We start from the raw sequence: 20,973 nt of genomic DNA, 5'->3' as shown, positions 1-20,973 counted from the left end.
CAATTAAATTAACGCGCCAGGAACAAGCGGCACAAATTTAACCATCTCAACTTGCTGTTCTTTATATTCGTCACCGTGACGAGTAATGACTTTTAGTATTTGTGTCTCTGATCCTACGGGAATAACTAAGCGTCCCCCTTCAGCTAATTGTTCTAATAATGCTTTAGGGACTTCTGTTGGCGCTGCAGTAACGATAATGGCTTGAAAAGGAGATTTACTACTCCAACCTTTCCAACCATCGCCATGCTTCATTGAAACGTTGTTTAAGTCTATTGACTGTAGGCGACGCTTTGCCTGCCATTGCAATGATTTGATACGTTCTACCGAAAAAACTTTAGGCACCAACTGCGTAAGAATTGACGTTTGGTAACCTGACCCTGTACCTATTTCTAAAATACTTTCAGGCACACCGTCAGCTAATAATAATTCCGACATTTTCGCAACGATATAGGGCTGAGAAATAGTTTGCCCTTGTCCAATGGGCAGCGCAGTATTATCGTAAGCTTTATGTGCCAATATTTCTGGAACAAAAAGATGACGCGGTGATTGAGCAATGGCATGTAATACTCGCTGATCACGTATTCCTTCGGTATATAATTTCTGCGCCAATATTTCGCCACTACGACGTGATTTACCGATGAAACGGCTCCCTACCTTTACATTCATAACGTGCTCTTTTTATTTTTCTTATCTAAAATTAAAGTCGACTAAACGGTTAAGTCACCCACCCAACGAGTGATTGATTCCAAACTGCCATGCGCGGTCATATCGACCGTTAATGGTGTTATTGACGCATAGCCATGAGCAACAGCATGAAAGTCAGTGCCTTCTCCACAATCTTGTTCTTGGCCTAAGCGGCCATACCAATAAATATCACGTTGCCATGGGTCTTGTGTTTTTTCCATCATCTCAGCTTTATGGCGATTACCCAAACGTGTTACTTTTATACCTTTTAATTCATCAAGAGGAATATCAGGCACATTAATATTGATAATTTGATCCGCCGCTAATGGATGTGATTGCAAACGCTGAATAAATTTTGCAGTGACTACCGCTGCCGTTTGGTAATGCTGCTCACTTTGTCCCACCAATGAAACAGCAATAGCCGGCATGCCCATATGACGTCCTTCCGTTGCTGCCGCTACCGTGCCTGAATATAAGGTATCATCACCTAAATTAGCGCCACAGTTGATGCCTGCGACAACTAAATCTGGCGTAACAAGTTGGCTTATCCCCAGGTGAACTGAATCTGTGGGTGTGCCGTTAACTGAAATAAAGCCATTGTCTAAAGTCTGAATGCGCAACGGGTTCAATAATGTTAAAGAATTACTGGCGCCACTACAGTTTCTATCGGGTGCTACCACAGTTATATCAGCTATTTTCGCTAATTCGTCATGTAAAATTTTAATGCCTAAAGCATGCACGCCATCGTCGTTACTTAATAATATTTTCATCCGTTTAGTTTCCTACTCGTTCAGTCATATCTTGATAATTAATAAGTTCACGCAATATGGTTGTTGCATAACACCCCGAAGGGAGAAAAAAACTGAGCGTTATCGTATCATTTTCAGCGGTAATTTGACCTTCTGTTAATGATAATCTTATTCTGCGTCGCTCTTGTTTTAAGCCAAATTTGACTAAGCCCTGGCAAAAATCACTATATTCGTTAGCAATTTCTTGCTCTAATTGTTGCGATTCACCTTGCGACATTAATTCACCCGCCCCCCATAGGGCAGCCGTTAAATCGATATCTTTTTCTTGAAAGCGCTGCATGATGGTTTTGTCAATTGCTTCGGCTAAAAAAACCGATTGCGTACCACTCAACATAAAAACATCACCGATACTTAAAGATTCAAACTGATTATTTTCAATACGTTGGCTAATTATTTGATTAAAGATCTCTGAACGAGCAGCAGATAAATACAGACCTCGTTTCTTTTTGTCTTTTACTTTCTTTCCTTGAAATAATTCTAAAGCTCTATCAAGGTTACCACCATTAATACCAAAGCGTTGTTCACCAAAGTAGTTAGGCACGCCAAATTGGCTAACAGCAGCCCATCGTCGTAAGACATCATCAATATTACTCACTTTTCGTAACACCAATTCAAAGCGATTACCTGATAAGGCCCCAATACGCAACTTTTTGTTATGGCGTTTTACCGAAAGCACTTCAACACCTTCAATGGCTAAATTACTTAGATCATAAACAGTCTTACCGGGAAGATGGATACCAAACCATTGCTCGGTAACGGCAAAGCGGTCTTTAAGACCAGCATAGGAGACAAGCCCTTCTTTTACTTTGAAATACTTAGCTAACTCCCGAGCGACAACGAGGGTATTAGCACCGGTTTTTCTAATATGAATAAAGAGATGTTCGCCTTCACCACAAGGTTCAAAAGGTAATCTTTCGAATACCTTAAAGTCTGACATTTCACTACGTAACTGACCTGTAGACTCCGGTTGTGTGTATAAATATTGTAATGACTGACTCATATTATTGATTTTTCTCTATAACGGCTGTAGAAGATTTTAGTAATAAGACAACGGCATGAACCGCTACGCCCTCTTTACGGCCTGCATATCCTAATTTTTCAGTGGTTGTTGCCTTAACATTCACTTGATCAAGTTCGGCGTATAAGTCTTCACTTAAGCAAGTACGCATCGCTAGTAGATGCGGTGCTATTTTAGGTGCTTGTGCAACAATGGTAATATCAGCATTTCCCAGTTGATAGCCTTTTTTAATCATCAAGTTAACCACATGCTTTAATAAAATTCGACTAGAGATATTTTCATATTGGCCATCAGTATCAGGAAAGTGATTACCAATATCGGCTAAGCAAAGCGCGCCTAATATTGCGTCACATAACGCGTGGATAGCGACATCACCATCAGAGTGAGCGATAAAACCCTTTGGGTAATCTATTTCTACACCCGCTAATATAAGGGGACCCATACCGCCAAATTTGTGTACATCAAAGCCGTGACCTATTCTCATGCATTTTCCTGTAATTTGTGTTTTTGTTGCTGTTGTTTTTGCTTAGCTAAGAAAAAAGCAGCGAGTGCGAGATCATCAGGATGGGTAATTTTGATATTTTCACTACTTGCCCAAACCAACAAACTAGGTACATTAGCAAATTCAATCGCTGATGATTCGTCAGTAATATCAGCGTCTTGACTAAGACCGTTAATGATAGCCTCTTTTAACGCCTTTACTTTAAACATTTGTGGTGTCAGCGCATGCCATAAATTTTCCCGAACAACCGTTTTTAGTACTTGGTGTTCAGCTAAATCTCCACTGAATGAGCGTTTCATCGTATCGCGAACCGGCGAAGCTAGCAGGCCACCAGTTTGTTTTTCTATACATGCTTTCATCAAGTTAGAAATATCGTCATGGCAAACACAAGGTCTTGCTGCATCATGCACTAACACCCAAGCGTAACACTCAGTATCAATAACCTTTAATCCAGCAAGCACCGAATCAACTCGCTCTTTACCGCCAATAACTGTTTGAATATTTTGGTTATTTACCAATGACGTGCGCGGAAAATACTCATCATTACCACTAAGGGCAATAATCACTTTGTTTACCAATGGATGACTGAGTAATCGTTCAACGGTATGTTCTAATATGGTTTTATTATCAATGGTTAAATATTGCTTAGGGCAATTAGCCAACATACGTTTACCCACGCCAGCAGCAGGAACAATGACAACGAATTGTTGAGTAAGCGTTATCGGCTTAGTTAACATAAAATTATTATTCCGGATCTATTTGCATAGTATTTTTTTCTGATGGAATTAAACGAAAAAATATTTCGCCTTCCTTTATCATGCCTAATTCATTTCTGGCACGTTCTTCAATGGCCTCAACGCCAGACTTTAAATCATCGGTATCAGCATAGAGTAATTTATTACGTTGTTTAAGTTTATCGTTATCAAGTATTTGACGTTGTACTTCATTCTCTAAGGCAAGGTAATCAGGCACACTATTTTTACCGAACCAGAGCCGATGTTGTAATAACACGATAAAAATCAGTAGAAGTACGGTTATTGCGCGCATAGAAACCTAAATAAAGCCTAAAATTGATCTATATAAATACCAGTATAACGACCATTATAAATAGGTGTTTGCTAGTGTAAACATTATTAGCACATTTAACATTTTTTAAAATCAAATAGCTAAAGTTTGTTTGAAATTACGCCAATTAATTGCACATGATAACAACAATTCACGCAAACTAGGTGTCATTGGGTTTGATCTATGGGTATTTAGCCAACAATGACCACTGCAAGCGGCTATCATTACTTTCTTATTAGGTTTGAGTAACTGGCCTGTCGCTTTATTTTTTGCCATTGCAGAAAAATAAAACCAACCGTGTAGGTTTGTTCTAAAACGCTGCTGTTCAAAATCGATTCTGTCAATGGAGTCTAAGAGAATGGTTGACTCTGTCGCAATAGGTACGACTAAGCCATGACGTAAATTCACAGAAATATACCATTTATTTACTGATTCAGTGTCTTGACCGTTTAACGGCATTTGTACACTTTGTTTAGCTGACCAACTTGCATTTTGTACGTCAAGCTTAAGTGGCGTTTCTACCTGAAGCATTGAATGCGCTGTTCGCTTGATATAATGTGGCAAACTTTTAAGCCGCCCTTGAATTGATGGGGCTGACGAAAGCGCAAGTTCACTGAGTAAGCCAAGTTCCCTTTCGTACAACGCATTACAAAGCTCAGCAAAATCAGCTGATTGATAGTCTTGTTGCCATAATGAAGTTTGTTCATTCATGAATAATTGAGTGCTTTTTAATACGTTACTGAGTAGAATTCAACCTTAAGTTTAAGCATAACCTATTGTGTGAAGAAGATAAAATAAAGCTACATTCTTATTTATGTGGGTAGGTAATAAAACTTCACTTTAATTAAAGCAGACAATTCATGGATATTATATGTTTGAAAAAGTAGCAAGTCCCCCCCCAGAAGTAGAAAAAGCGATCTCATTAGCACCAACCGATTTATTACGACAAGAAATAGATCAGGTCAGTTATATCTATAATATCATTGTTGATTTTTTTGCGAATTACACCTTTCAGTTAATTGGTGCTTTCATCATTTTTTCACTGGGGTATCTCGTTGCAGGAAAAATTTCAAACGTTGTATTGAAACTGTGTACCAAACATAAACTTGATATTACCTTAAGCCAGTTTTTAGCCAGCACCACTAAAATGCTTATTGTGGTCATGATAACGGTTATCTCGCTGAGTAAATTAGGTATTAGTGTGACGCCATTTATTGCTGCCATTGGTGCTATTTCTTTAGGTGCAGGTTTAGCACTGCAAGGATTGTTAGCAAACTACGCTGCGGGCTTCAATATCATTATTATTCGCCCGTTCGTTGTTGGTGATACTATAACCGTTCAAGGTGTTACGGGTGTAGTACAAGAAGTTTTACTCGCTTATACCATTATTTATGACCAAGACGGTGTTTGTATTACGATTCCTAATAAGCATATTGTTGGCGAAATATTGCACAACTCAAAGCATGACTCATTACTTGAGTTAACGGTTGGCATTGCCTATAAAGAAGACCCTTTGCAAGTGATCGCCATTTTAGAAAAAATGATCGATGAATTAAACATTGTTGGTGAATCACGGTTACCTCAAATTGGTATTGACGAATTTGCTGACAGTTCTATTAATATTTCGATACGCTTATGGACACCCACCGCTAATTTTTATGACGCTAAATTTAAAGCATACAAAGCAATATACTTAGCCCTAAAAGAAAACAATATCGAGATCCCGTTCCCGCAACGCGATGTTCATTTGACTTCTAAAGCGTAAAAATTCGTAAAGGAAGTCCGACTTTCAACCACGAATTCAGAACATCGTCCTCTTTCACATCGACGTACAGGGATGTACTAATGCCGAAAAATGGCCATGTGACCATGACATACCGTTGACGTGCATGGAGGCACTAATGCCATGAAGGCATGGAGGCACTAATGCCATGAAGGCATGGATGCCTAAGAATGGCCATCCTGAACATCGTCACTCTTTCACATCGACGTACAGGGATGTACTAATGCCGAGAAGGCATGGATGCCTAAGAACGGCCATGTGATCGTGACATACCGTTCATCCTGAACATAAAAAACCACTCAAATGAGTGGTTTTTTTATGACTATTTACTAATAGTTTAATTGATAACTTGAATTTTGATTCTAGTTCAAGGCGAAAGCGCGCAGCTGACAATAGTCAGTGAGCACTTTCAACACCGAAATAGGATTAAAAGACTGTTATCAATAAACTATTGGCCTTTAACTTCTGACAGGCCATTAAATATAGCTTTATCACCTAAGTATTCTTCAATACGTAACAATTGATTGTACTTAGAAACACGGTCGCTGCGACAAAGAGAACCCGTTTTAATTTGCCCTGCCGCAGTACCAACGGCTAAGTCAGCAATGGTTGCGTCTTCAGTTTCGCCGCTGCGATGAGAAATTACCGCAGTAAAGCCGGCGTCTTTCGCCATTTTAATCGCGGCTAAGGTTTCTGTTAATGTACCAATTTGGTTGAACTTAATTAAGATAGAGTTACCAATACCGTTTTCAATACCACGCGCTAAGATTTTAGTATTCGTCACGAATAGGTCATCACCAACGATTTGTATTTTATCGCCGAGTAACTTTGTTTGGTAAGCAAAACCATCCCAATCTGACTCATCTAAGCCATCTTCAATTGAAACGATTGGGTATTCTTCACAGAGTGTTGCTAAGAAATCAGAGAATTCGTTAGCGGTAAATTGCTTACCTTCGCCTTTAAGGTCATAAATGCCTTTCTCGCTATCGTAAAACTCTGAGGCAGCACAATCCATCGCTAATGTTATATCTTTACCTAATTCATAACCGGCAGCAGAAACCGCTTCTTTAATCACTGCTAGGGCATCAGCATTTGAAGCTAAATCGGGTGCAAAACCACCTTCATCACCCACAGCGGTATTAAGTCCTTTCGCTGACAATACTTTTTTCAAAGCATGAAATATTTCAGCGCCCATCCGTAATGCTTCACTAAAGTTTTTAGCGCTCACTGGTTGGATCATAAACTCTTGAATATCGACATTGTTGTCTGCATGCTCACCGCCATTGATGATATTCATCATAGGTAAAGGTAATGAGTATTGACCCGGCGTGCCGTTTAAGTCAGCAATATGTTCAAACAATTGCACTTTCTTTTCCATTGCAGCCGCTTTTGCATTTGCTAATGAAACAGCAAGAATGGCGTTAGCACCAAATTTCTCTTTGTTTTCAGTACCATCTAGATCGATCATTATTTGATCAATAGCCGCTTGATCTAAAGCACTTTGTCCGATCAATGCCGTTTGAATGTCATTGTTTATCGCCGCAACCGCTTTTAATACACCTTTACCTAAATAGCGAGACTTATCACCGTCACGTAACTCTAACGCTTCACGCGAACCTGTTGATGCGCCAGAAGGTGCTGCAGCACGTCCCCAAGCACCTGATGCTAAAAATACGTCAGCTTCAACGGTTGGGTTACCACGTGAGTCCATAATTTCACGCGCGATAATTTTACTGATATTCGACATTATAATTCCTTTGAATGGGGCTCACTACAGCGAATGAACCGCGATTAAGTTTTAATTTCAAATTTTAGAGATAAAACACTCTGCCATAAATAATTTTGCCAGAAAGTAAAACCGCAGCATAAGGCTACGGTTTTATTAATTTTCAGGTTTAATTTGATTGCTGTTTTTGATGCTCAAATGAAGCAGCAATAAAGCTTTCAAATAATGGGTGTCCATCACGCGGTGTTGAATTGAATTCCGGATGAAACTGCCCAGCAATAAACCAAGGATGATCAGGTATTTCAATCATCTCAACTAATGTTTTATCCGAAGATAACCCCGAGAACACTAAACCAGCGTTACTGATTTGGTCACGGTAGTTATTGTTTACCTCATAACGATGGCGGTGTCTCTCATGAATTGTTTCACTGCCATATACGTTGCACGCCTTGGTACCTTTCACAAGGTGACACAATTGTGAGCCTAAACGCATAGTGCCGCCTAAGTCTGAATCTTCATGACGATATTCAATTTGGCCTGCTTTATCTAACCATTCATTAATCAAACCGACCACTGGGTGTGGAGTTTCAGGGTCAAATTCAGTACTGTGCGCGCCACTTAAGCCAGCCACATTTCGTGCATAATCAATAAGCGCTACTTGCAAACCTAAACAAATACCTAAATAAGGTACTTTATTTTCACGAGCATATTTTGCCGCTAGAATTTTGCCTTCAACACCTCGAATACCAAAACCGCCTGGGACTAAAATCGCATCAACGGTTCCTAAGACATCAGTTCCTTTGCTTTCAAGGTCTTGTGAGTCTATGTATTTAATGTTTACCGTTACCTGATTTTTCAAACCTGCATGTTTTAATGCTTCATTTACAGATTTATAAGCGTCAGGTAATTCAATATATTTACCGACCATACCAATAGTCACTTCACCAAAAGGATTGGCTTCTTGGTAAAGTACTTTTTCCCACTCACTTAAATCAGCAGGAGGTACATCAAGACCAAAACGCTTAACGACTAGCTCATCAATTCCTTGCGCTTTAAGTAAAGCGGGAATTTTATAAATGCTATCAACGTCGCGCATTGATAAAACGGCTTTTTCAGCAACATTGGTGAACAAAGATATTTTTGCTCGCTCGTTTGCTGGAACCGTACGCTCACTTCGACACACTAAAATGTCAGGAACGATACCAATCGAGCGAAGCTCTTTCACTGAGTGTTGAGTCGGTTTGGTTTTTATTTCGCCCGCTGTTGCAATATAAGGCACTAACGTTAAATGCATATACATTGCACGTTCACGTCCTAATTCGGTACCTAACTGACGAATAGCTTCTAAGAACGGTTGAGATTCAATATCACCCACCGTACCGCCAATTTCAACCATTGCTACATCGTAACCTTCAGCACCTTCAATAACTCGACGTTTAATATCGTTCGTTATGTGAGGAATAACTTGAATGGTGGCACCTAAAAATTCGCCTTTACGCTCACGCGCTAGAATATCTTGATATATTCGACCAGTAGTGAAGTTATTGCGTTTAGTCATTTTGGTACGAATAAATCGTTCGTAATGCCCTAAATCTAAATCGGTTTCAGCGCCATCTTCAGTAACAAAAACTTCCCCATGTTGAATAGGGCTCATTGTACCCGGATCAACGTTAATATAAGGGTCAAGTTTTAACATGGTTACTTTCAAGCCGCGCGCTTCAAGAATTGCGGCGAGTGATGCTGCTGCAATACCTTTACCAAGAGACGATACAACGCCGCCGGTTACAAAAATATATCTAGTTGTCATGTGATACCAAAAGTCAGAGTGAGCAGGAATTTTGTGTTTTTTGCTTAAGTTGTTTTGCTAGCATATTTTGCGAATAAATTGCGAATAATAAGGTAAGTTTAGTCATGATTTTGAAAAACACACCAACCTAGCAGGACGGGAAAACATTATACTTAAAACTAGCTACCACGACAATATGATCAACAAATCAATTTCTCTTATTTTGACAAAAAATTTAATTGGAGTTTTTATTTTACCCATAAAAAGCTAACATATTGTTTTAATTCGCCCTAGGCATTGGATACCCTTTATGAATTCATCTCGTTTAACAACCGTACATTCTGCTATTGATAAAATAAATAGTGAAGATCCGAACAAAACGCAGGTTAATGGGTTTTCTCAACCCAATGAGTTACTTTACGGTCAGTACATGACCGCTTGTTTAGAGCAGTATTTCCCCCAGTCGAATGAATTAGTAAAAATTGCGGTGCGTGCTCAGCATATTAAACGTTGGGATTCAAAACGTAACGAATTTGATGAAGGTAAAGCAGGGTATTATCAATGGCGAATTGCACAAGGAAAATTCCATGCACAGCTGACTAAATCGTTAATGTTAGAAAATGGTTATGATGAAAATGAAGCTGAATTAACCGCTTGTATTTTAAGAAAAGAACAGCTTAAAACTAACGAGCATACCCAAATTTTAGAAGATGTGGCTTGCCTGGTATTTTTACAATATTACTTTGATGCTTTTGCCGCAAAATACACAGAAGCAAACAACGAAGCTAAAATAATTAATATCGTCCAAAAAACGTGGGGAAAAATGTCAGACCGTGGCCACGAAATAGCCCTTTCTTTAACGTTACCTGATCACCTAGCAGCATTAGTGGGTAAGGCTTTAGCTAAATAAGTATTTAAAGATAATAAAATATTTTTTCTTTACATTTATTCAATAAAAAATAATGGCTGAAGTTAAGCGCTAAGTTTGCTTATTTCCATCCGAAATAGGCAATCGCCATAAAAAAACAAATGGCCCTGTCACCAAAGCGATGATCACAATCCGTAATATATTATTATCTAATAAATAACACGACCAGCTAGACGCTAAGACAATAGAAGTTAACGCTATTATCTTAGCACTCCTTGGAAGACTGCGAGATGCTTGCCAATGGTAAATAAGTGGTCCAAAAACTTTATTGTCCAGTAACATTTTATACATTTTCGGCGAAGACTTAGCGAAACAAGCACCCGAAACCAATAAAAAAGGCGTTGTCGGTAAAATCGGTAAAACAACACCTAATATAGCAAGAGCTACAAAAAATATGCCGGCAATTTTTAGTAACATATAAACGCCTTAATGCATGAAAGCTCAAACAGTGATAACAAAGTTATCACTTTAATATTAACGTTCGGTATTCCAACTGAATAAGTACGAACCTAATGCTAAGAAAATAGTACTCATTATTAATAGTGCCATTACGTGATAACTAATATCGGCAAGCGTAGCCCCTTCTGTGATCACTTTTCTCGCGCCAGCCACTAAGTGTGTTAAAGGTAAGAAGTCAGCCAAGACTTTCACCGCATTAGGCGCACCTTCTAAACTGAACCATACGCCTGAGAGCAGCATCATTGGCCATGATGTTAAATTAAGTAAACCGCCAATAAGCTCTTCACTTTTACTTCTGCTTGCAACAAGCAACCCTAACGAAATTAAGCTAACCGCGCCTAGAATAGCAATCATAAAGAGATCAAAATAACTGCCCAACATATAAAAATCGAAAAACAAATTACAACCAATATACACAACGCTCGACATAAACATCACAATAAAGATACGTGAAACTAACTGTGCAGACACAAATTCAAACGCTGAAAGTGGTGTCGCTTTTAAGCGTTTAAGTACCGCATTTTTACGATAACGTACAATGACATAGCCAACCCCAAACAGACAACTGAACATCATATTCATGCCTAAAATTCCAGGTAAGACCCAATCAACATAACGGATTTTCTTACCGTAGGTTTCTAAACGTTGAAAGTCATTATGTTGTCCTATAAATATTTTTTCAACAAGGTAACTATTGGGTGAACCTTGACTTACCCAGTAATTTTTTTCATTAAAATCAACCAAAAAATCAATGGCATGTTGTTCTAACTTTTGTGTTGCTAACACTTTATCTTGGTAATCAATAAAATCAACATAACGTGTTTCCATAAACGTTGATTGCACGGATCCAATATTAACAACCCCAACTTTATAAACCGCTTTCCCGTCGCCAGAAAAGACAAAAGACAAACCGGCTAGCATTAAGATCGGAAAGAGCAAATTCCACCCCAAGGATGAACGATCACGAAAAAATTCAATATTACGGGCCTTTACTACCGCAAAAAAACGTTTTAAATTCATTAATATTACTCCCTTAACGAATGGCCAGTTAATTTTAGAAAAAGATCATCAAGGTTTGGAGACTTCACTTGTAATCCGTCTAGCGGAACTTGTGCAGCAATTAACAAACTGATGGTTTCTTCTACTTGTTGTGTGCTAATTTCGACACGGTCGTGTGCAATAACCCACTGATGCTTATCAATTAATGCTTGAGGTACTTGCGCTTTAGGCAGGTAAATAAATACGTTATGAAAATGTTTAGCAAGGAGTCTGTTTGGTGTACCACTTTCAATAATTTTACCATTGTCCATAATAACCACGTCATCACAAAGTTGCTCTGCTTCATCCATGTAATGGGTGGTTAAAATAACCGTTTTATTTTGTGCTTTAATATTTTTAATTAACTGCCAAAAATTTCGTCGCGCTTGTGGATCAAGTCCAGTGGTTGGTTCATCAAGGAAAATTATTTCTGGGTCGTTAATTAACGCCAGTGCTAATAATAACCGTTGACGCTGTCCGCCCGACAATAGGCGATTATCTCTATCTAAAAAGTCTTTTAAACCACAAAGTTCGATCAATTGCTGATGAGGTAAGGTATGGTCATAAAACGCGGTGAATAAATTTAAGGTTTCTTGTACGGTTAAAAAGTCTTGCAAGGCGGTACTCTGAAATTGAATACCTATTTGCTGACTTATATCTTTACTGATGGCTTTTCCTGAATAAAGTACTTGCCCACTCGTGGTACTAATTATCCCTTCCATTATTTCAATCGTTGTCGTTTTACCCGCGCCATTTGGCCCTAACAGACCAAAACAGTGCCCTTTAGTAATAGCAAAACTTATATCGTCAACGGCTTGAACACCTTTGTAGGTTTTCACTAAACGATTCACTTCAATAATATTATTTTTTGTATCGTTGAGTGAGTTTTCAACTTCTGTCATAACTTTCCTATCAATACCTGTTTCTTGCGCATTATTGTAATGCGATATTTGTGAAGATTACATAATTAAACTAAATAAAATACAAATGATAATAATTATCATTTGCATTGCTGCTTTTTTTACATTAAATTAATTTAAAGCAATCTTAATAAAAGGAGTTTTACCATGGGCGCACAACAATACTATATCAATAGAAAAAATATCCAAGACCGTTACGAGAGCTCTAATAATGAAAAAGCACAAGTTGAATTACCCATTAAATTATTAGAGAGATTAATATTATCTGGCGCCTTAGCCGGCCATGAATGCAGGTGCTTAGACGATGCTGCACGCAAAACATTATGGCAATCAATTTTACAGAGCAGCTTACAAGGAGAACAATCATTATGTCGCTAACTTACTCAGCCAGTTCGCATTCAAAAAGTTTTCACTGTGCCATTGCACGCTCAAGCGAGCTTTGCCAAATAGAAGACTGGTTAAATCTATTAACGAATACTTACGCTAAACACCCCAGTAACGGTTTAGCAAAAGTCATTACCTACTACTTAACGCGCATCATAAAGCATGACGACTTTACTGCTTTCGCTAGTCAACCTTGTCATTATTTTACCATGCTCAAGTTTTGGCAACAGCAAATAGCCTAAGTGTGTTGTTGTGAAATATAATCGACTAATGCGGTGTTAAGCATTTTTTTACCGGTTAGTTGATGGTTTTCACACACCTCACTAAGTGTTTTTTTCTGTAAAATCCGTTCAATTAACAACAATATTTGTGGCTGATATGCTTGTTTACAATGAATAACACACCAATAATGCAGCGCTTTTACGCAGTGACTAAATTGCCGCTTTTTTAAGGTAAAGTCATTAATACTGCTCACTTGATGAGCACTTAATTGCGGTAAACTTTTATCAGGACAATGGTGTAATATTTGCCAAACAAGTTTAGGTGTCAGTCCTTTATATTCGTCCGTGAGCAAGTAATCGAATGAATGATAAAATTCATTAACTATTTTTCGTTCAAAAAACTGACCACGGTCACTCATTGCAGAAAGCACTAAAGCAGAATATTCACCACTGGCTTTATCTTGGGTAAAACCGATCCGAGCCACTTGGTAATCAGCATCCTGCCAAAATTTAAGCAAGGGTGCATTAGCGCCAAAACTTGCGCCAATAAAGTCAAACCGTTGCTTTTTAGCAAATTTTTCAAGCTGTTTAATAAAACACGTACCAAAACCACAACCATGATATTGCGGATGAATGGCAATACGTAAAATGCGTAAATATTGATAATTAAAGCTTTCGCTAAAACCACAATGTGTCAGTAATGACTGAGGAATAAATTGACTTTTTAATCGCCGTTTATTCTCTGCAATGGCTTGAATCTCGAAGTTTTCAGTGCAACCTTCTTCAAGGAGTACCGCAACCCCAACAATATGGTTATCAATTGTAGCAATAAAGAGTTTTACCGCCTTATTATCAAGTAATAGCGTAATATCGTTTGGTGATGTTTGATAATGCGCCGTCACTAAAACAGCAAAAACCTGCTGTAATAAATCAGTATCTTCGATGAGCGACCCTGCCGAGACTTGCTTAACACATAACTCCCTTTCCCTTGAGCGCTGCGCTGATGCCTGGGTTAACAATAAGGGGTTCGAAGAAATACCCGCTAATGCAGGCAACATTGCTAGCTTCGCATTGAGTAAGCAACTTTCAAAAACAAAGTTTTCTAATGGGTCTTCTTTACACCAACGAATAGGTTCATCAATGTGAAAACTTCGCCACTGCGGTACCCGTTGTTGCAATTCCTGTTGAAATTTAACCGTAAAGCCACGCCCTGCACCCTCATAACCATGTACGGTACTCGAAAATACAACCCGTGAAAAACGAGACGTTAACCTTGTTAATAGCGGTACAGGAATGGCTGCAGCTTCATCAACAAGTAGTAGCGAAACATTCAATGAATCGCTTACTTGAATAAGTCGGTCAACCGCAATAAAAGTGATAGAACCAAAGGCATGAGTTATTGACGTTTTACTGGCATTAACAGAGTCAAATTTTGTACCCCATGCCGCAAATGAAAAGGCAACTTGGCGATAAAAAACCGTTAAAGCGCGGATATGAGGAGCCGTGATGAAAATATCAATTTTCTCGCTACCAACACCATTATTATTTTCAATTAACTGAACACAAGCAATAGCCAGTGCAGATGACTTACCTCGCCCACGATCGGCCGTTAACACTAAGGGCCGGTTTCTATGGCCCTGACTCACGTTGATAATATGTTCAACAGCAATTTGTTGTTCTTTCGTTTTACATTGATATAAAAAATCATCGTTGACAAAAGGTGCTACAGGTAATGCCTGTTTTAACACCGGGAACGTTTGCTTAGCGTTTTGCGAAAGAGTGATCAGTTCCTTGTTATTGAGTAATTGTTGATAAAAATATTTTAATGAAAGTAAATCAGTTTGTTTAATCGCTTGTACTAACGGATTTTCAAGCCACAAGCACATAACGCCCCCAGCAACCAAAGTACCTGAAAGTGCGGCAAACGCGTCTAAATTGATAGTATCAGGTGTTGAACTTTCACTACCTTCAACACAAGAGAAGAGTATCTTATTATGCTCGCTACCCAATTGCTGAGCATAATGTTTACTATTAATAGTCGCGGGTATTTCTTGATGATAACTAAAGACTAACCAAGCATCTTTAGTTGGCGTTTGTACCGTTAATCCCAATAATTGCTTTACCCAACAAGCATCACCCACAAGTAAAACCAATTGACGCTGAAAATTTGCTAATGCCTGACATTGACATTGTTCAAGCCATTCGGCGAAATTACGGTTGGGCATAGTAGTCGCTAAATTATAGTAGGTCTGCAGATAAATCAGTTTATCAATGTGCTGGCACAATGCAAAACTATTTATACTTTACGATTTATTGTTCTAACACTATCGTCGTGAAAATGAAGTAGATGATTAAGCCATTTTATTGAAATTTTCTCAGTTGTTGCCTATCTTCAAATTAATCCCTTTTAATAAATATAATTAACCGTGAGAAAAACACGAAAATGTCAGATGAATATAGAGAAAAAGACGAATCAGAGAAATACGACAAAGATCTCGCTACAGGGAAAAAAGCAGATAAAAATTCAAAAGTACGAAAACGTATTGATGATTTGCTAGAAAAAAAACGACTCCGTGAAGCATTAGATTTCTCTGACGATTGGGATATTTAATCGTATATAATTATTGATTAGAGTAAATTAAGCGCACAATCTCTTATTGTCAGATAAAACATTCATGCTATTATCTGAATACTTATTATCCCTAACATCATTTTATTCTATCGTTATGACACTATTTGAAAAATTACGTTGTTTATTAACATTTGGTCAAGGGGTTGCTTTACCACTCCCCGAGTTCTCTTCACAAACAAACCCCATTGAGCTATTTGAACAATGGTTTAACGACGCAAAAAAATCAGGTGTTTTATTACCTGAATCTATGTCGGTTAGTAGTGCGAATAAAAATGGCCAACCAAGCTCTCGTATGGTGTTATTAAAAGAGTTTGATGAAAGTGGTTTTATTTTTTACACCAATTACGCGAGCCGTAAAAGCCAAGATTTAACGGAAAATAATAAAATCGCCTTATTATTTCACTGGAATGTTCTACAACGCCAAATCCGTATAGAGGGCGTGGTAGAAAAAGTGACTCATGAACAGTCAGAAAAGTACTTTCATAGCCGAGATAGAGGCAGCCAAATTGGCGCGTGGGCGTCAAAGCAAAGCTCACCACTGGCGAGTAAAGACGTATTAAAAGAGCGCGAAGCTTACTATGCTGAAAAATTTGCCGGTCAAGAAATACCGCTACCTGAATTCTGGGGTGGTTGGCGAATAAAGCCTCACTATATCGAATTTTGGCAAGGTCGCGCTAACCGTTTACATGACCGCATTTGCTTTGAGCAAGAGCAAACTGCAGAAGAAACACAAAAACACCCAAAAACATTATGGCGTCAATTTAAATTAAATCCTTAATATTTTATTTTATGATTTTAAAGGCATTTAAATAAATTTTATCTGTAGTAATTTACTGACATGGACTGTCAATGGATTTATAGGATGCCTATTTTGAACAATATTACTGCGCTCAATAAAGTGGTTATTACCTTTATTTTACTGACTTAAAGCTATTTTTTTAAAATACTAGCCACTATTTTAAAAAATAGTGGCTTACACAAAGTTACCAAGCAGTGGTGTTATTGAATAATAACGTGTTATAAAAACGGTCATAATAAAACTACCTTTATCCAACGAGCGCCAACAAAATACCTGCAGCAACCGCCGAGCCAAGCACACCAGCAACATTAGGTCCCATCGCGTGCATAAGTAAGAAGTTATGTGGATTAGCTTCTAGCCCCACTTTATTGGCAACACGTGCCGCCATAGGTACCGCCGAAACGCCAGCTGCACCAATGAGTGGGTTAATGGGTGTTGATGAAAGTTTATTCATCAATTTCGCCATTAACACCCCAGAAGCGGTGCCAATTGAGAATGCCACAGCACCTAAGCCTAAAATACCCAACGTTTCTATATTCAAAAAGGCTTCTGCACTTAACTTAGAGCCAACCCCTAAACCTAAGAATATGGTGGTGATATTAATCAACTCGTTCTGCGCTGTAGAGCTTAATCGGTCAACCACACCACATTCGCGCATCAAATTACCTAAACAGAACATTCCCACTAAAGGTGTTGCTGATGGTAAAAAGAAAATAGCCATCAGGAGAACACCTAACGGGAATACTATTTTTTCAATTTTTGCTACTGGGCGTAATTGCGCCATTTCAATTTTACGTTCATCTTCAGTGGTTAATGCGCGCATAATAGGTGGCTGAATAATTGGCACTAAAGCCATATAAGAATAAGCAGCAACCGCAATAGCACCTAATAATTCTGGCGCTAGTTTTGATGCTAAAAATATCGCTGTAGGACCATCTGCACCACCAATAATAGCAATAGCTGATGCATCTTTAAGGGTAAATTCAATACCAGGTATTGCGTTTAAAGCAATCGCCCCAAATAAAGTCGCAAAAATACCAAACTGTGCTGCCGCACCTAATAATAAGGTTTTAGGGTTAGCGATTAACGCGCCAAAGTCGGTCATAGCTCCGACCCCCATAAAGATAATCAACGGGAAGATCCCCGTATCAATACCCGCATAATAAATGAAGTGTAATAAACCACCCACTTCTGAAAATCCCGCTAAAGGAATATTGGTTAATATCGCACCAAAACCCATAGGTAATAACAATAACGGTTCAAAGTTACGTGCTATTGCCAAATAAAGAAGCAAACAGCCCACTATCATCATGATCACTTGACCTGACTCAAAGTTAGCTAAGCCCGTAGACAACCAAAGTTTATTTAGTGAATCCATGATTATCTATCCTAAACTCAATAAAGCTTGACCAACGGCAACCGAATCGCCTTCTTTAATATCCACTGAAGTGATAATACCTGAGTTAACGGCACGAATTTCAGTTTCCATTTTCATTGCTTCCATGATGATAACAACCTCACCGGCGGCAACCTCATCACCTTCATGTACAAGCACTTTAAAAATGTTACCAGCAAGTGGTGCATTTAACGCCTCTGAAGCTGATGATGACGGCTTAGTTGCTTGGCCACTATTTGGCTGGGTAATTTGACTAATATCGCCACCTTGCGCGACAACAACGTCAAAGACCTTACCATCAACACTTACTGCATAATTTTCTGGCGCTGTTGAACTTTTAGCTGGAGCAGATGTTGCCACCGCGTCTTCAATAGTCGGTACAGGTTCAAAAGCCTCTGGGTTATTTCTATTTTCTAAGAATTTCAGCCCTATTTGTGGAAAAAGTGCATAGGTTAAAACGTCATCAATCACTTCGTCTGCTAAGTCAATTTTCTTTTCTTTAGCCAATGTTTCAAGTTCTGCAGTAAGGTTATCAAGTTCAGGCTTAATTAAATCAGCAGGACGACACGTAATCGCTTCTGCGCCGTCTAAAACACGCGCTTGCAATTCTGCATTTACTTTATCTGCCGTTGCGCCATATTCACCTTTTAACACACCCGCAGTTTCTTTGGTAATTGATTTGTAGCGCTCACCCGTTAAAACATTTAATACCGCTTGCGTACCCACAATTTGTGAGGTTGGCGTTACCAAAGGGATATAACCTAAATCTTTTCTTACTTTTGGAATTTCAATTAATACTTCATCGAGCTTGTCGGCAGCACCTTGTTCTCTTAACTGCATTTCCATATTTGTTAACATGCCACCTGGTACTTGAGCGAGTAAAATTCGGGCATCAATGCCTTTTAAGCTGCCTTCAAATTTAGCGTATTTTTTACGCACTTCACGAAAGTAAGTGGCAACTTCAGCAAGCTTAACCATGTCTAAACCGGTATCTCGTTTAGTCCCTTCAACAATCGAAACAATCGTTTCTGTTGGTGAATGTCCGTAGGTCATACTCATTGACGAAATAGAGGTATCGATAACATCTACGTCAGCATCAATCGCTTTCATGTGAGTCGCAATACTTAAGCCTGTAGTCGCATGGCAATGTAGGGCAATAGGCAAAGAAACGGTTTCTTTGAGGCGAGCAATTAACTCTTCAGCGTCGTAAGGTTTCAATAAGCCAGACATGTCTTTAATACATAAAGAATGTGCGCCCATATCTTCAATTTGCTTAGCCATTGTTAGCCAACCTTCAAGGGTATGCACTGGGCTCTCGGTATAGCTTAATGTGCCTTGTGCGTGCGCCCCCACTTTCACTGCTGATTTAATGGCGGTTTGTAAATTACGTACATCGTTCATGGCATCAAAAATACGGAACACGTCAATACCGTTAACATGAGCACGTTCAACAAATTTTTCGACCACATCATCAGCATAGTGGCGGTAGCCTAAAATATTCTGGCCACGAAATAACATTTGCTGTTTAGTTTTTGGCATCGCTTTTTTTAAGGCGCGCAAACGTTCCCAAGGATCTTCACCTAAATAGCGAATACAAGAATCAAAAGTTGCACCACCCCAAGACTCAATTGACCAAAAACCAATTTCATCAAGTTTTGGCGCAATGGGTAACATGTCCTCAAGACGTAATCGAGTGGCGAGTAATGATTGATGACCATCTCTTAAAACAACTTCAGTGATACCTAATGGCTTTGTCATGAGTTTATTCCTATTTAGTTTTATCGGTGCTTGAGGGTTTATTATGTTGTTTGCGGTATTGCGTTACAGCAGAAGTAATTGCCGCCACCACATTAGGTGAAATACCATCAACACTTTGTTTTGTTTTTTGATTCGACCGCGTGGATCGTGTTTGGACAACAGCATCTGGAAATTTAATGGCTAAGCGTTTTAAAACCACATTAATAAAAATAATCGTCAAGCCTAAAAAGGCAAAAACGAAGACCATGCCAGCAAGCATTAATGTACCCGCTTCTATAAATAATTGGTTTAGGTGTTCCATGAAAGATCTCATTCAAAGAAAAAGTATAATTAGAATAATCACTCCAATGCCTATAAAGCAAACTAATTATTGCTGTTTCAGAAAAATAATTTAGTGTCAATATAGATTAGAGTAAATATTCAGTATTTTTTCAGAAATATCAACATAAAATGGTATATTTACTATATTGTATACAATTTAATTTTATATTGACGCTGAGCTACCGAGTTAAAAGCCACTATATTATACAATATACACATAGTTTTTATTTATTCTTAATATGTGAATAATTATATAATGGTGGCTAATTTAATAAATAATCAACTGCTTTAGCATCTGTATTAGATAGCTACTTTGAACAAAGTAAACATAAGATACCACAGCCCAAAACACTGAAAACAAAGCCATCATCCTGAACACATCTCCGTCATCCTGAACTTGTTTCAGGATCTGTACTTAGAACCAAAGAACAGATACTGAAATGAATTCAGCATGACGACAAGAGAAATGAATTCAACATGACGACAATAGTCCCAAATACCACTGCGAAATTCGGAACACAACACCATTCCCCTGAAAACAACACCGTCATCCTCAACACAACACCATTCCCCTGAACACATCTCCGTCATCCTGAACTTGTTTCAGGATCTGTACTTCGAACCAAAGAACAGATACTGAAATGAATTCAGCATGACGACAAGAGAAATGAATTCAACATGACGACAATAGTCCCAAATACCACTGCGAAATTCGGAACACAACACCATTCCCCTGAAAACAAC

The 20,973-nt window shown here is 38.5% G+C and carries 22 protein-coding genes; 6 read left to right on the top strand and 16 right to left on the bottom strand.

Annotated features, from left to right (window positions below):
• Window positions 1-3 precede the first annotated feature (3 nt).
• From H4J73_RS00115 to H4J73_RS00085, 7 genes are all read right to left on the bottom strand, one after another.
• A complete protein-coding gene (locus tag H4J73_RS00115; RefSeq protein ID WP_182181682.1) occupies window positions 4-639 on the bottom strand; it encodes a protein-L-isoaspartate(D-aspartate) O-methyltransferase in 636 nt (211 codons plus the stop codon).
• A gap of 68 nt (window positions 640-707) precedes the next feature.
• Window positions 708-1,454 (bottom strand): 5'/3'-nucleotidase SurE, encoded by a 747-nt coding sequence (gene surE / locus H4J73_RS00110; protein ID WP_182181657.1) that lies wholly within the window; start codon window positions 1,452-1,454, stop codon window positions 708-710.
• A gap of 4 nt (window positions 1,455-1,458) precedes the next feature.
• Window positions 1,459-2,493: a tRNA pseudouridine(13) synthase TruD gene (truD, locus tag H4J73_RS00105; protein ID WP_182181658.1), complete on the bottom strand. Its 1,035-nt coding sequence runs from the start codon at window positions 2,491-2,493 to the stop codon at window positions 1,459-1,461.
• Window position 2,494: 1 nt separating this feature from the next.
• Complete coding sequence (gene ispF, locus H4J73_RS00100) at window positions 2,495-2,995, bottom strand: 2-C-methyl-D-erythritol 2,4-cyclodiphosphate synthase (RefSeq protein WP_182181659.1); 501 nt, start codon at window positions 2,993-2,995, stop codon at window positions 2,495-2,497.
• The gene (ispD, locus tag H4J73_RS00095) at window positions 2,992-3,750 is read right to left on the bottom strand and encodes a 2-C-methyl-D-erythritol 4-phosphate cytidylyltransferase (protein ID WP_182181660.1); all 759 of its coding nucleotides are present in this window, start codon (window positions 3,748-3,750) and stop codon (window positions 2,992-2,994) included. Before ispD ends, ispF begins: the two co-directional genes overlap by 4 nt.
• A gap of 7 nt (window positions 3,751-3,757) precedes the next feature.
• A complete protein-coding gene (ftsB, locus tag H4J73_RS00090) occupies window positions 3,758-4,060 on the bottom strand; it encodes a cell division protein FtsB (protein WP_182181661.1) in 303 nt (100 codons plus the stop codon).
• A gap of 111 nt (window positions 4,061-4,171) precedes the next feature.
• Complete coding sequence (locus H4J73_RS00085) at window positions 4,172-4,789, bottom strand: hypothetical protein (RefSeq protein WP_182181662.1); 618 nt, start codon at window positions 4,787-4,789, stop codon at window positions 4,172-4,174.
• A gap of 160 nt (window positions 4,790-4,949) precedes the next feature.
• Between H4J73_RS00085 and H4J73_RS00080 the strand changes: the two genes are divergently transcribed.
• Entirely contained in the window at window positions 4,950-5,843 is an 894-nt protein-coding gene (locus H4J73_RS00080; protein WP_182181663.1) for a mechanosensitive ion channel family protein, read from the top strand.
• A 466-nt stretch (window positions 5,844-6,309) separates the two neighbouring features.
• Here H4J73_RS00080 and eno read toward each other — a convergent pair whose 3' ends face one another.
• Window positions 6,310-7,608, bottom strand: coding sequence for a phosphopyruvate hydratase (gene eno / locus H4J73_RS00075; protein WP_182181664.1), 1,299 nt, complete (start codon window positions 7,606-7,608; stop codon window positions 6,310-6,312).
• A 148-nt stretch (window positions 7,609-7,756) separates the two neighbouring features.
• Window positions 7,757-9,394, bottom strand: a complete 1,638-nt coding sequence (locus H4J73_RS00070) for a CTP synthase (RefSeq protein WP_182181665.1) — start codon at window positions 9,392-9,394, stop codon at window positions 7,757-7,759.
• 289 nt (window positions 9,395-9,683) lie between these two features.
• Here H4J73_RS00070 and H4J73_RS00065 point away from each other — a divergent pair, with 289 nt between their 5' ends.
• Entirely contained in the window at window positions 9,684-10,283 is a 600-nt protein-coding gene (locus tag H4J73_RS00065; RefSeq protein WP_182181666.1) for a DUF4202 domain-containing protein, read from the top strand.
• 69 nt (window positions 10,284-10,352) lie between these two features.
• Here the strand turns inward: H4J73_RS00065 and H4J73_RS00060 are convergent, their stop codons facing one another.
• From H4J73_RS00060 to H4J73_RS00050, 3 genes are read right to left on the bottom strand one after another with little or no spacing between them, the layout of a single operon-like run.
• Window positions 10,353-10,718 (bottom strand): YbaN family protein, encoded by a 366-nt coding sequence (locus H4J73_RS00060; RefSeq protein ID WP_182181667.1) that lies wholly within the window; start codon window positions 10,716-10,718, stop codon window positions 10,353-10,355.
• 57 nt (window positions 10,719-10,775) lie between these two features.
• On the bottom strand, window positions 10,776-11,780 hold the full coding sequence (locus tag H4J73_RS00055) for an ABC transporter permease (RefSeq protein WP_182181668.1): 1,005 nt from the start codon (window positions 11,778-11,780) through the stop codon (window positions 10,776-10,778).
• A 5-nt stretch (window positions 11,781-11,785) separates the two neighbouring features.
• Window positions 11,786-12,700 carry an ABC transporter ATP-binding protein gene (locus tag H4J73_RS00050; RefSeq protein ID WP_182181669.1) on the bottom strand — a complete coding sequence of 305 codons (915 nt, stop codon included), beginning with the start codon at window positions 12,698-12,700 and terminating at the stop codon, window positions 11,786-11,788.
• Window positions 12,701-12,865: 165 nt separating this feature from the next.
• Between H4J73_RS00050 and H4J73_RS00045 the strand changes: the two genes are divergently transcribed.
• Window positions 12,866-13,096, top strand: a complete 231-nt coding sequence (locus tag H4J73_RS00045; protein ID WP_182181670.1) for a hypothetical protein — start codon at window positions 12,866-12,868, stop codon at window positions 13,094-13,096.
• On the top strand, window positions 13,087-13,344 hold the full coding sequence (locus H4J73_RS00040; RefSeq protein ID WP_182181671.1) for a hypothetical protein: 258 nt from the start codon (window positions 13,087-13,089) through the stop codon (window positions 13,342-13,344). Before H4J73_RS00045 ends, H4J73_RS00040 begins: the two co-directional genes overlap by 10 nt.
• Here the strand turns inward: H4J73_RS00040 and H4J73_RS00035 are convergent.
• Complete coding sequence (locus H4J73_RS00035) at window positions 13,341-15,548, bottom strand: GNAT family N-acetyltransferase (RefSeq protein WP_182181672.1); 2,208 nt, start codon at window positions 15,546-15,548, stop codon at window positions 13,341-13,343. The two genes, H4J73_RS00040 and H4J73_RS00035, sit on opposite strands and share 4 nt — an antisense overlap.
• Before the next feature lie 218 nt (window positions 15,549-15,766).
• On the opposite strand from H4J73_RS00035, the gene H4J73_RS00030 reads away from it, so the two are divergent.
• Both H4J73_RS00030 and pdxH read left to right on the top strand, forming a co-directional pair.
• Window positions 15,767-15,934 carry a PA3496 family putative envelope integrity protein gene (locus tag H4J73_RS00030; RefSeq protein WP_182181673.1) on the top strand — a complete coding sequence of 56 codons (168 nt, stop codon included), beginning with the start codon at window positions 15,767-15,769 and terminating at the stop codon, window positions 15,932-15,934.
• 115 nt (window positions 15,935-16,049) lie between these two features.
• The gene (pdxH, locus tag H4J73_RS00025) at window positions 16,050-16,733 is read left to right on the top strand and encodes a pyridoxamine 5'-phosphate oxidase (RefSeq protein ID WP_182181683.1); all 684 of its coding nucleotides are present in this window, start codon (window positions 16,050-16,052) and stop codon (window positions 16,731-16,733) included.
• A gap of 268 nt (window positions 16,734-17,001) precedes the next feature.
• Here the strand turns inward: pdxH and H4J73_RS00020 are convergent, their stop codons facing one another.
• From H4J73_RS00020 to H4J73_RS00010, 3 genes are read right to left on the bottom strand one after another with little or no spacing between them, the layout of a single operon-like run.
• Complete coding sequence (locus tag H4J73_RS00020) at window positions 17,002-18,132, bottom strand: sodium ion-translocating decarboxylase subunit beta (protein ID WP_182181674.1); 1,131 nt, start codon at window positions 18,130-18,132, stop codon at window positions 17,002-17,004.
• A gap of 6 nt (window positions 18,133-18,138) precedes the next feature.
• Complete coding sequence (oadA, locus tag H4J73_RS00015) at window positions 18,139-19,908, bottom strand: sodium-extruding oxaloacetate decarboxylase subunit alpha (RefSeq protein WP_182181675.1); 1,770 nt, start codon at window positions 19,906-19,908, stop codon at window positions 18,139-18,141.
• A gap of 10 nt (window positions 19,909-19,918) precedes the next feature.
• The gene (locus H4J73_RS00010; RefSeq protein WP_182181676.1) at window positions 19,919-20,209 is read right to left on the bottom strand and encodes an OadG family protein; all 291 of its coding nucleotides are present in this window, start codon (window positions 20,207-20,209) and stop codon (window positions 19,919-19,921) included.
• Window positions 20,210-20,973: the final 764 nt, after the last annotated feature.

The sequence above is a fragment of the Colwellia sp. MB3u-41 genome (assembly GCF_014076845.1).
Taxonomy (GTDB): domain Bacteria; phylum Pseudomonadota; class Gammaproteobacteria; order Enterobacterales; family Alteromonadaceae; genus Colwellia_A.
Note: the sequence above shows the minus strand (reverse complement) of the source record. Positions and strands in the feature narration are given on the sequence as shown.

Coding starts and splice junctions, on each gene's coding strand:
- surE (WP_182181657.1), bottom strand. CDS start 1,454: ATGAAAATATTATTAAGTAACGACGATGGCGTGCATGCTTTAGGCATT.
- truD (WP_182181658.1), bottom strand. CDS start 2,493: ATGAGTCAGTCATTACAATATTTATACACACAACCGGAGTCTACAGGT.
- ispF (WP_182181659.1), bottom strand. CDS start 2,995: ATGAGAATAGGTCACGGCTTTGATGTACACAAATTTGGCGGTATGGGT.
- ispD (WP_182181660.1), bottom strand. CDS start 3,750: ATGTTAACTAAGCCGATAACGCTTACTCAACAATTCGTTGTCATTGTT.
- ftsB (WP_182181661.1), bottom strand. CDS start 4,060: ATGCGCGCAATAACCGTACTTCTACTGATTTTTATCGTGTTATTACAA.
- H4J73_RS00085 (WP_182181662.1), bottom strand. CDS start 4,789: ATGAATGAACAAACTTCATTATGGCAACAAGACTATCAATCAGCTGAT.
- H4J73_RS00080 (WP_182181663.1), top strand. CDS start 4,950: ATGTTTGAAAAAGTAGCAAGTCCCCCCCCAGAAGTAGAAAAAGCGATC.
- eno (WP_182181664.1), bottom strand. CDS start 7,608: ATGTCGAATATCAGTAAAATTATCGCGCGTGAAATTATGGACTCACGT.
- H4J73_RS00070 (WP_182181665.1), bottom strand. CDS start 9,394: ATGACAACTAGATATATTTTTGTAACCGGCGGCGTTGTATCGTCTCTT.
- H4J73_RS00065 (WP_182181666.1), top strand. CDS start 9,684: ATGAATTCATCTCGTTTAACAACCGTACATTCTGCTATTGATAAAATA.
- H4J73_RS00060 (WP_182181667.1), bottom strand. CDS start 10,718: ATGTTACTAAAAATTGCCGGCATATTTTTTGTAGCTCTTGCTATATTA.
- H4J73_RS00055 (WP_182181668.1), bottom strand. CDS start 11,780: ATGAATTTAAAACGTTTTTTTGCGGTAGTAAAGGCCCGTAATATTGAA.
- H4J73_RS00050 (WP_182181669.1), bottom strand. CDS start 12,700: ATGACAGAAGTTGAAAACTCACTCAACGATACAAAAAATAATATTATT.
- H4J73_RS00045 (WP_182181670.1), top strand. CDS start 12,866: ATGGGCGCACAACAATACTATATCAATAGAAAAAATATCCAAGACCGT.
- H4J73_RS00040 (WP_182181671.1), top strand. CDS start 13,087: ATGTCGCTAACTTACTCAGCCAGTTCGCATTCAAAAAGTTTTCACTGT.
- H4J73_RS00035 (WP_182181672.1), bottom strand. CDS start 15,548: ATGCCCAACCGTAATTTCGCCGAATGGCTTGAACAATGTCAATGTCAG.
- H4J73_RS00030 (WP_182181673.1), top strand. CDS start 15,767: ATGTCAGATGAATATAGAGAAAAAGACGAATCAGAGAAATACGACAAA.
- pdxH (WP_182181683.1), top strand. CDS start 16,050: ATGACACTATTTGAAAAATTACGTTGTTTATTAACATTTGGTCAAGGG.
- H4J73_RS00020 (WP_182181674.1), bottom strand. CDS start 18,132: ATGGATTCACTAAATAAACTTTGGTTGTCTACGGGCTTAGCTAACTTT.
- oadA (WP_182181675.1), bottom strand. CDS start 19,908: ATGACAAAGCCATTAGGTATCACTGAAGTTGTTTTAAGAGATGGTCAT.
- H4J73_RS00010 (WP_182181676.1), bottom strand. CDS start 20,209: ATGGAACACCTAAACCAATTATTTATAGAAGCGGGTACATTAATGCTT.